This is a genomic window from Deltaproteobacteria bacterium, from assembly GCA_026712905.1.
GTDB lineage: Bacteria > Desulfobacterota > Binatia > UBA9968 > JAJDTQ01 > JAJDTQ01.
In genome coordinates this window covers 1-8,588 of the sequence record JAPOPM010000157.1, presented here as the reverse complement: position 1 = coordinate 8,588, position 8,588 = coordinate 1, and the positions used below count along the sequence as shown (strand labels likewise).

Below are 8,588 nucleotides of genomic sequence, written 5' to 3'. Positions count from 1 at the left end.
TGCTCCACCAACAGCCGTTCGCTACGGATCGAGTAAAGTACCTGAAGCAGCAACGCCCGCAGCAACTGCTCCGGCGCGATAGAAGGCCGCCCCGTGTGCGAGTACATCTCCTCAAACTCCCGCGTCAGTCCTTCAAGCGCCTGTTCACCATCTTCCGTATCGCTCGCAATGGATGGTCCGCTGGCACTCGCGCCTCCGGAGACACATAACTGAACATCCCTTCCTGACGCGGATCTGTTCCTCTCATCCTTTACTCCCTGTGACTACGAATATGATACTTACTGTTATCCGCGTCAGGCGGAGTTTTTCAACAACCTGCTAGTGTTTGGACCCTCGACGCTCACTTACACAAGAGATCGGACACTCTCCGCCCTGGCGATCACCTCGGAAGGCGACAAGGAGGTACTGGGGCTGAATCGCCTCGGCCGATGCTGCCCCATCCAATTATCCAGCACTTCTCGGACTTGGCCCGGATGGAAAGCCAGTTACGGCATTAGAGTGACCTTTCTCTACGATAATGGCCTTGGTTTTGTCATTGTAGTATGAGAGAACATACCTCGGTTCGACCAAGTGGTGAACTTTATGGTGCTTCAGCATCGAGGTGGCTCTGAGACTCCAGTTGGAGACAGGACCTACCACCTCGTTACCCTCACTGAGGAAGGTTTACAGTAGGAAGTCAAACCGCACCGTGACGATACAATAGTCGAGGGTGATTGGACCAACCGGGTAGGGCAACCAAGCACTGACGAACGCTGAAGTCACCTGTTCCCCCAGTCACCCTCAGCCAAGCTTTGGAAGGTTGAGGCGGTCCCGCAGGACTACATGGCGAATTCACAGGCGGTTTCGGGGAAGGGATGAATGAGCACCAGTTCACCGGCGACTTCACTCCGTCACTGGGCGGCCATGCCCAGTGTGCCGCTGGGCGTCGAGCACCAGGAGCACGGGCTGGGCGCCTAGTTCACGACCGCGGGTGAGCAGTGGATTCCGCACCTGTCTCCGCCATCTGGCAGTTGCTGTCCTACGGCCTTCTGCGGAGCGCGTTCCGGCCCAGGGATGCGGTGTGCCCGCTCCGCGCCTATGTGCGCCAGGCGAAGCGGCTGATCGAGGACCGCGCGCGTTGCGTGCAGCACATGCAGAGGGCGCTGACCGAGATGAACATCCGACTGGACTCGGTGCTGGCCGACATCATGGGCCAGACCGGACAGAAGATCCTGCGGGCGATCATCGGCGGCGAGCGCGACGCGCGGCGTCTGGCGTCGTTCCGGGACAGGCGAGTCAAGGCCAGCGGTGACACGATCGCCGCAAGCCTGGAGGGCACCTGGCGGGAGGAGCATCTGTTTGCGTTGGAGCAGGCCATGCAGCGCTACGACTTCCTCGAACGGCAGATCGAGGACTGCGAAGCGCGGGGCGCGGCGCAGATCGAGCGCCTGACGCCGGCAAGCGGCAGCCCTTCCGGGGACGAAGGCGCTGGTGACGGATCGGCCGGCGAAGGCTGTAAGACGCTGCCGCGCTCCAGAGGCAAGAAGTCCGCAGCCGGCGACAGGGCCTTGACCATGGCGCTGTACCAGATGGGCGTTGACCTCACTGCGATCCCGGCCGTCGGCACCGGAACTGTCCTGACCATCGCCTCGGAGATCGGACCGGACTTCTCCGTCTTCCCTTCCGCCAAGCACTTCTGCTCCTGGATGGGGGTGGCACCGGAGACCAGGATCAACGGCGGCAAGCCATTGCCGGGCCGAGCGCCCAAGGTGGTCAACCCGGTCGGGCAGGCGCTTCGGATGACCGCCTTGGCAGCGCGAAGGAGCCAAACCTTCATCGGCGCCAGACATCGCGCTCGTCTCGCCCGCAAGGACAGGGCCGTCGCCATCACCGCAACCGCGCGCGAGCTTGCCTGCCTCATCTACCTGATGGTCACACGGGGCGAGGAATACGTCGGAAAGGGCATGGACGCCTATGAGAAGCGCCGCATTGATCGCATCTTTGCGAACCTCAACCGGAAGGCCCGCACTCTCGGCTACCGGCTCGTCCAGGCCGTCGTCGAAGAAGTACCAACGGCGCTCCAGAAGCAGCTTAGTTACTCGAGAGAGAGTGTCAAGGACGTCGACCTCCGCAGGAGGCGGACCACCGGTTGCGACTCCGGGAAGAATTGGGAGGCGGATGCCGGCCGGACACGGGGACACTGAAATCATGAAACGACATGTGTGCAAGACCGCCCTGGCTCTTACCGCAGTGTTGATCGGCATTTCCGGCAGCGCGCATGCGGCCGGCGTCAGGATCGGCTATCAGCTGGTCTACGGGCCGTGGAAGGCCGGGATGAAGGCCATCGAGGCGGAGGGCTTTGGCGGCCGGGGCATCGAGTTCGTGAAATTCACCTCGGGAAGCGAGGTGGTCGATGCAATGGCGTCGGGTTCGGTGGACATCTCGTTCATCGGTTCCTCGCCCATGGCGGCCGGCTACAGCCGGGACGTCGATCTCCAGGTCATCTACGTCCATGACAACATACACAACGCCGAAGCGCTGGTGGTGGACGACTCGATCTCCGCGCCACAGGATCTCAGGGGCAAGACGATCGCGGCGCCCTTCGGTTCCACCGCTCACTTCCACCTGATGTTCGCGTTGGAGCAGTTCAACATCCCGCCTCAAGCGCTCGGGGTCATCGACCTGTCGCCGCCGGACATGGCGGCGGCCTGGGAACGCGGCGACGTCAACGGCGGGTTCGTTTGGTATCCAGCCCTCGGCCGCATGAAGCAGAGGGGCCGGGTGCTGATTTCCTCCGGGGATCTAAGCAACTGGGGCAACGCAACGTTCGATGCAATGGCCGCCCGCAAGGGGTTCACGAACAGGAACCCAATATTCACTTGCCAGTGGGTGAAGATGGTGGCGTCTGCCGACGCGGATTATCGCGCCAACCCGGAGAAATACGGACCGGGCGCCGCGAACGCGAAGGCGATTGCCGCGGCGGTGTCCGGCAACGAGGCCCAGATCGGCGATGTGCTGGCCCTGTACGATTATCCGACGCTGCAACAACAGATTTCGCCGATCTGGCTCGGCGGCGGCGTGCAGGAAGCACTGAAGGCGGCTTCGGAGTTCCTGAAGTCCCAGGGTAAGCTCGACAAAGTGCTGAAGAGTTACGCGGATTCAGCGACGCCGAGATTTGCGAAAATGGCCCTGGAAGGCGGCTGCTGAACGCGCGGTTTTTTGTCGCCAATCCTTGCCTGCACGCGGACCTTGCCCGCTTCGGGCACGCACCGGTCAATCCCGCTCATGCCCGCTCTTGGCTCCGGGGTCAGGCATTCCGGTCGACGGCCATCAGCAAGGGCGGGAGGAGCAGGAGATCGGCGAGCAGGGCGAAGCCGATGGTGAGCGCAAGCAGGAGCCCGAGCATCCAGGTGATCACGAATCCCGACGTGGCGAACACCAGGAAGCCCAGCCCCAGGATCATTGCCGTGGTGAACAGCGCGCGACCTACCACGCGAAAGGCCGTGCGCACCGCCTCGGACGCGGAAAGGCCCTTGCGGCGCGCCTTCAGACACCGGCTCATGAGGTGAATCGTGTCATCGAGGACGATGCCGAACGAGATCGCGGTCACAAGGGATCCGGCGTCCCCCGCCTCGCCGTACAGATAGCCCCAGACGCCGAAGGCCATGGCCGAGGCGATGAAGTTGGGCACGAGGCTCAAGAGGCCGAGGCATACGCTCCTGAAGATCCCGATCAGGAGCAGCGAAATGAGGGCCACGGCGCCGGCCGTGCCCCACAACATGCTCTTGATGTTCCGTATCGCCAGGTAGGCGAAGACGAGGCTGATCCCCGGTGGCGAGGTCGGGCGCGTTGGCGCGCGGAGCTAGGCCTGCCCGCGCGCATCGAGCTTGCGCTGCTGCTCGGAACTCAGACGGCGCATGCTGACGGTCATGCGCGTGGCGAACTTGGCGACATCGATGCGGTTGTTGAGGTCGCTGCCGAAGGGGACCGAAAGCTCGTAGAGCAGCAGGTACTGCGCGGCAAGCTCGGCGTCTTCGGGCAGGCGGTAGAAGGCCGGGGCGTCGCCGTGCATGTTCTTGTTGAGGCGCTTCACGACGTCCGTAAACGCCTGGACGTGCGCCGCTTCCGGATGGACGCGGTACCATTCGGCGAAAGCGTCTACCTTGCGCAGATAGTCGGGACCGGTGACGCCGCCCTCGCGCTCCGCGCTCAGGGAGTATTCCAGGCTTTCCACGCCTGTCAGGTTCTCGATGACGAAGTCCGTGTCCAGCCGGAATTCGTAACGCTGGTCCAGATACTTCAACCAGTTATCCGTCAGCTCGATGCGGGGAACGCCGGTCATCAGGGCAACTGCCACCGCGGCCACCGACCACAGCAGGAGCCTGCGGCGCGCCACGACGAAGGCGCCCCGGCGATCGAAAAAGTGGAATCCCCGGCGCCAACGGGACGCGCGCGCAACGGCAGGACCAGCAGCAGCGCAGGCAAGAGCGTCATGGAATACACGTAGGCGGCCAGCATGCCGAACGCCACGAGATTGCCCAAGACCCGGAAAGGCGGAGAAGCGGAGAAGTTCAGACTGAGGAATCCGATCACCGTCGTGGCCGTCGTGAGGAACACCGGCCAAGTGTTGTCGCGTAGCGATTCGACCACCGCCGCGTCCCTGTCCATGCGTTGCCCCATGCCGGATCGCACCCCCGGCATCGCGGGTTCAATTCCCGCCCGCGCCTCTAGTGACCAGTCTGGTATGTTCCAGTCTAGCCCGCCTCCCCAGGGCCGGTCAAGGATCGTGCGCGTGCTGCGCGCCGATATGGCCTTCGAAGAGACCCTCCAATTTCGCGATGCGTTCACGGAGTTCCGCTATGTCGCGATGGAGCCTCCAGTTGGACCCCAAAATGGCGATCCCCAGACCGATGATGATATACTCGAAGGGCTCCATCATCACGCATCTTCATCTCTGACTTCCACCGTGGCGAGCACCGCCGCCGCCAGTTGCCGAGGCGTGGCCTTGATGCTCATGTCCGCTTCCAGTTCCGCTTTGCTTGGCTGGTAGCTAGACGGCTTCACCTTCACGGTCGGCTTCCTGAGAGGCTGCTTCGCCTTCTTATCTGCCTTGGCCACGATGTATCCTCCTGCGTTCCTGCCTAACAAGACCAGCAGGACCGTATCGGGCTTCTCAGAGTGTCCTTGGCGGCCTCCTTGCGGGGTCACGCTCCAGCCGAAGGCTCTCGAAGATTTCCACGATCTCCTTGCCGCTCAAAGGGCGCCCGCTGACGTCAGACCGCGAAGTGTGAATTGTAGCGCTATGTTCAGCAACTGGACACCAAGTATTTGAAAAGAACCATTGTTATTTCAGTTTCATGCGGATAAGGGAATATGCGCGTTCTTCCGCCGCCCACGGCGCGTGATCCGTCATGGGAACCGCCACGGACGCTAGCTTGAGCGTGGGAACGTGAGAGGGACGAGCACTGGAAAAAAGAAAGACGCGCTGTTACTTTGCTGACAGAAGTGAGGGAACTCGCCCTTCACGAAGCGTGACGACGCATTCGTGTTCGACGAAACTCCGAAGAAAGGGATCCACTCCACGGCGGCGCGCGGCGAGCCAGTGGGGGCGTTCTTGGACGCTCAAGATTTCGAAGTGAGGCGCGGAGAGAGAAGGAGCAACGGGAACAAACGTGGCCGCGGTGCTGTTCTTTTGGCCGGCGTTGCTGATGACCTACGCGAATGTGGAAGAGGCGACAGAGGCGGGGCAGGACTGCCAGAAGCACCTTCAGCGGATAGCAGCGGACAAGGGCTGTGCCATATGAAGAAAAGATCGGAACTGGTGATGCGCGTCAAGAACATCCGCGTGGAAGAAGTCGACGGAGAATACTTCGTCTGGCTGGACGACAATCTCCTGGGGCTGACCCGCAATCAGGCGCAGATCATGGCCGACAAAATCAACGCGGCCATCCGTGCGCGATGGAAGTCGGCGGGAAGCGATATGGAGCAGGATTGGGATCCTGTTGAGGAGTCCTAACCGGAACCTCCACCAAGACCACCAAGAAATGATGAGGCCGCCCGCGCGCGCTGGAAGCCGGCGCCACCGGAAGGAGTGAGTTGCCATGGTAAGATCATTGCCCTGACGGAAGAAGTGTCTCCCGGAGTGGTCCGCCGCCCCATGGTTCCGTGGGACATCCGCGACCATGGTGACGCACAACAAGACCTCGCCTTCATCGCCCGGGATGTGGAGTCCAGCGGCCTGCCGAAGCCCGGCAGTAGCGGGCTCCGGGAGATCCCGATCATGAACCCCAAGAAGGACTACCCGCCCAGGACCGTGTACGTGGGCAAGCGCTGCAAGAGTGGACGTCATCCGCACCCGTGGTACATCCACTGGGGCGGCACGTCCCGGTTCTGTTTCGCCAGTTGTTCGGCCGTAGTCCGGTGGCTGCGGATCAGTGGATTCTAGGAGTTGCGGAAGGAGAATCAGGGAGCGGGCCATATCGGCCTGCCACTTATCGTTTCGGGAACGGCATGAAAACCTTCTCCTTCCGCACGACGATAGGGACCTGCATCATGAAGTGGATTATTGGAATGCTGCCCGTCCTCATACTGACAGGGTGCTCAGCGCCACGAGTCGAAGACATCGGGCCATACCCGGCACACTATAAGGAACTCATTCACGAATACATCCAGGAAGCCTACTTCGACCCCTACTCGATTCGTTCGGCCAGGATCTCCTCTCCGAGGAGAGGGTACATGATTTTCGGCCAAGGCTGGTACGTCTGCACCCAGTTCAATACAAAGAACCGCATGGGAGGATACACCGGCCTAAAGGACACGGTTTTCCGCATCAGGCACGGTGTCGTCCTCGGCGCCTTTCCCGGTCTGGTGGCATGTGAGAACGAGCACTACGATCCGTGGCCGGAGTTGGAAGGGGGAAGCGGGGCGTGACAACAGAAAATGCACCTGGAGTAAGCACCATGTTGAAGCCGGAGCCGTGAGGCAACGGGAACGTTGCGGGGACGATCGAGGGGAGGATCGACAACATCAGGGTGAACGGGGGCGAGGCCATGGACGATCCCATCCACTTGGTGGAGACCACCATTGCGACTGGCGCGGACATCTTCGACGGCAGTGCCGTGATGGGCATGCAGTCGGCGGTGGGTCAGGCGACACACGATTTCAACGGCACCTGGAGCGGCGGCTTCTTCGGCGACGGGGAGGAAGCCACCGAGCACCCGATGTCCGTGGCGGGCACGTTCGGCGTGACCCGCGAGACGGGAACCGGCGACGACACGATGACCGAGAGCTACGTCGGCGCGTTCGGCGCGCACAAGAAGTAGGAAGCGGATCGTTCTCCTCGCCCGAGCGGTCCAGGTCGAGGACGTGCCGCTTGATCGCCGCGCGCTCGTCGTCGGGTACGGGCTAGCGCGACAACCCGCGCTGGTTGAACAGATCGCCGTAGGGACATCTCGGGATCACCCCACGACGGGCGGGCGTGACGTCGAGGAGACGGCCTACCGGTCGCGCTTGCCCGCGAATGCGCCTGCGATGCCGTTGCTGTGGAACAATCCGCCCACTTCCTCGTGACCAGGGCCGTAGAAGCGGCCGTAGAGGCTTCCCTTTGCCGCGGCGCCGAAGCTCTCGTCCCGGAAATACCCGGCGTCGTTGAACAGAACGCTATCGGTCCCGAACTCTCTGCCCTGAAGAGGCAGCCCTCGCCAGACCATGTCCCCGATTCCGGCGCCGGTGTCCTGGTTCACGATGCTGGTGAACGCGACCTCGACCGAGACCTCGGCGCCGACAACGAGGCCCGAAACGGTGACGGCGGAATCGCCATGCACGAAGGCTCCGGATCCGCTGGACGGGGAGGACTCCACGCCGGACATGACGCCGGACCAGGTTGCGGTGTCGCCCGGCGAGGCTAACTGGCTGGAGTGGCTCGCGTCTCCGAACCAGGTGGTGTGGTAGTGGCTGAGGTCCGCGTTGCCGTGCATCGCGAACGTCTCCACGAGAAAGAACCCATGGTCCATCCAGGCGCCAAAAGCCCGGTGGAAGGCTGAACGCTGCCCTTCGACCACGGGCTGCGCCTTGCTTGCCAGCGCAATCCCCCGGCGCGGTTCGAGGGGCTCGAAGCCTGAGAGATCGGGCCGGTGATCGTCGCTCGGGTGGCGGGCATCCCCGCGGTCGACGTGAATAGCGTCCGCCACCGGACATCCCAGTGCCGCGCAGGTCGCGACTCCTCCCCCGAAGCTGACCACGACGGGCCAGGTCGAATTCAACAGTCGGCGCTGCAACAGTTGCTCGACCGAATCCGGGAGCGGCGGGCGGGGCACGATAGCGGGCATGCCGCCCGTTTGGGCATAGGAGGCAGAGCCGTCGTCGGCGACGTTGAGGACGCAGGCCTGACCACCGGCCGGGCAAGAGAGGACGACATTGCCGTGCTCCTCCGATTCCCCCGGTGCGACGGTGATTTCGCCAGCGGGAAGTCCGTGATCCGCAGGCAGTGCCAGGGGCAGCACCGATGGCTCTGGCATCGTGCCGCCTCCACCGCCACAGCCAGCCAAGGTCAACGCTGTCAACACGCACAGCACATGGGTTGAAAACTTGATGGTGGTGAGATTTCGGAG

At 62.7% G+C, this 8,588-nt stretch carries 12 protein-coding genes and 1 pseudogene; 6 read left to right on the top strand and 7 right to left on the bottom strand.

What is annotated here, in order from left to right:
• Nucleotides 1–247 (bottom strand): annotated as a pseudogene (locus tag OXF11_12695) (transposase).
• 730 nt (nucleotides 248–977) lie between these two features.
• Between OXF11_12695 and OXF11_12690 the strand changes: the two are divergent.
• A complete protein-coding gene (locus tag OXF11_12690; protein MCY4487953.1) occupies nucleotides 978–2,183 on the top strand; it encodes an IS110 family transposase in 1,206 nt (401 codons plus the stop codon).
• Complete coding sequence (locus OXF11_12685; GenBank protein ID MCY4487952.1) at nucleotides 2,158–3,186, top strand: ABC transporter substrate-binding protein; 1,029 nt, start codon at nucleotides 2,158–2,160, stop codon at nucleotides 3,184–3,186. The genes OXF11_12690 and OXF11_12685 overlap by 26 nt, the downstream gene beginning before the upstream one ends.
• A gap of 100 nt (nucleotides 3,187–3,286) precedes the next feature.
• On the opposite strand, the gene OXF11_12680 is transcribed toward OXF11_12685, so the two are convergent.
• The 5 genes from OXF11_12680 to OXF11_12660 form a co-directional block, all read right to left on the bottom strand.
• A complete protein-coding gene (locus OXF11_12680; protein MCY4487951.1) occupies nucleotides 3,287–3,760 on the bottom strand; it encodes an MMPL family transporter in 474 nt (157 codons plus the stop codon).
• Between the two features lie 81 nt (nucleotides 3,761–3,841).
• Nucleotides 3,842–4,336 (bottom strand): hypothetical protein, encoded by a 495-nt coding sequence (locus OXF11_12675; GenBank protein MCY4487950.1) that lies wholly within the window; start codon nucleotides 4,334–4,336, stop codon nucleotides 3,842–3,844.
• A complete protein-coding gene (locus OXF11_12670) occupies nucleotides 4,321–4,647 on the bottom strand; it encodes an MMPL family transporter (GenBank protein MCY4487949.1) in 327 nt (108 codons plus the stop codon). Before OXF11_12670 ends, OXF11_12675 begins: the two co-directional genes overlap by 16 nt.
• Nucleotides 4,648–4,756: 109 nt before the next feature.
• A complete protein-coding gene (locus tag OXF11_12665) occupies nucleotides 4,757–4,918 on the bottom strand; it encodes a hypothetical protein (GenBank protein ID MCY4487948.1) in 162 nt (53 codons plus the stop codon).
• Nucleotides 4,918–5,097 carry a hypothetical protein gene (locus tag OXF11_12660; GenBank protein ID MCY4487947.1) on the bottom strand — a complete coding sequence of 60 codons (180 nt, stop codon included), beginning with the start codon at nucleotides 5,095–5,097 and terminating at the stop codon, nucleotides 4,918–4,920. Before OXF11_12660 ends, OXF11_12665 begins: the two co-directional genes overlap by 1 nt.
• Nucleotides 5,098–5,524: 427 nt before the next feature.
• On the opposite strand from OXF11_12660, the gene OXF11_12655 reads away from it, so the two are divergent.
• From OXF11_12655 to OXF11_12640, 4 genes are all read left to right on the top strand, one after another.
• The gene (locus tag OXF11_12655; GenBank protein MCY4487946.1) at nucleotides 5,525–5,995 is read left to right on the top strand and encodes a hypothetical protein; all 471 of its coding nucleotides are present in this window, start codon (nucleotides 5,525–5,527) and stop codon (nucleotides 5,993–5,995) included.
• Nucleotides 5,996–6,136: 141 nt separating this feature from the next.
• Nucleotides 6,137–6,424 carry a hypothetical protein gene (locus OXF11_12650; protein MCY4487945.1) on the top strand — a complete coding sequence of 96 codons (288 nt, stop codon included), beginning with the start codon at nucleotides 6,137–6,139 and terminating at the stop codon, nucleotides 6,422–6,424.
• 65 nt (nucleotides 6,425–6,489) lie between these two features.
• Complete coding sequence (locus OXF11_12645) at nucleotides 6,490–6,909, top strand: hypothetical protein (GenBank protein ID MCY4487944.1); 420 nt, start codon at nucleotides 6,490–6,492, stop codon at nucleotides 6,907–6,909.
• Between the two features lie 119 nt (nucleotides 6,910–7,028).
• Nucleotides 7,029–7,301: a hypothetical protein gene (locus OXF11_12640; GenBank protein MCY4487943.1), complete on the top strand. Its 273-nt coding sequence runs from the start codon at nucleotides 7,029–7,031 to the stop codon at nucleotides 7,299–7,301.
• Between the two features lie 174 nt (nucleotides 7,302–7,475).
• On the opposite strand, the gene OXF11_12635 is transcribed toward OXF11_12640, so the two are convergent.
• Nucleotides 7,476–8,588 (bottom strand): hypothetical protein (locus OXF11_12635; protein ID MCY4487942.1); only part of this gene is annotated, 1,113 nt, incomplete at its 5' end.

Excerpts from the sequence above, each read along its gene's own strand:
- OXF11_12685 (MCY4487952.1), top strand. The coding sequence starts at position 2,158 with ATGCCGGCCGGACACGGGGACACTGAAATCATGAAACGACATGTGTGC.
- OXF11_12680 (MCY4487951.1), bottom strand. The coding sequence starts at position 3,760 with ATGTTGTGGGGCACGGCCGGCGCCGTGGCCCTCATTTCGCTGCTCCTG.
- OXF11_12670 (MCY4487949.1), bottom strand. The coding sequence starts at position 4,647 with ATGGACAGGGACGCGGCGGTGGTCGAATCGCTACGCGACAACACTTGG.
- OXF11_12665 (MCY4487948.1), bottom strand. The coding sequence starts at position 4,918 with ATGATGGAGCCCTTCGAGTATATCATCATCGGTCTGGGGATCGCCATT.
- OXF11_12650 (MCY4487945.1), top strand. The coding sequence starts at position 6,137 with ATGGTTCCGTGGGACATCCGCGACCATGGTGACGCACAACAAGACCTC.
- OXF11_12645 (MCY4487944.1), top strand. The coding sequence starts at position 6,490 with ATGAAAACCTTCTCCTTCCGCACGACGATAGGGACCTGCATCATGAAG.
- OXF11_12640 (MCY4487943.1), top strand. The coding sequence starts at position 7,029 with ATGGACGATCCCATCCACTTGGTGGAGACCACCATTGCGACTGGCGCG.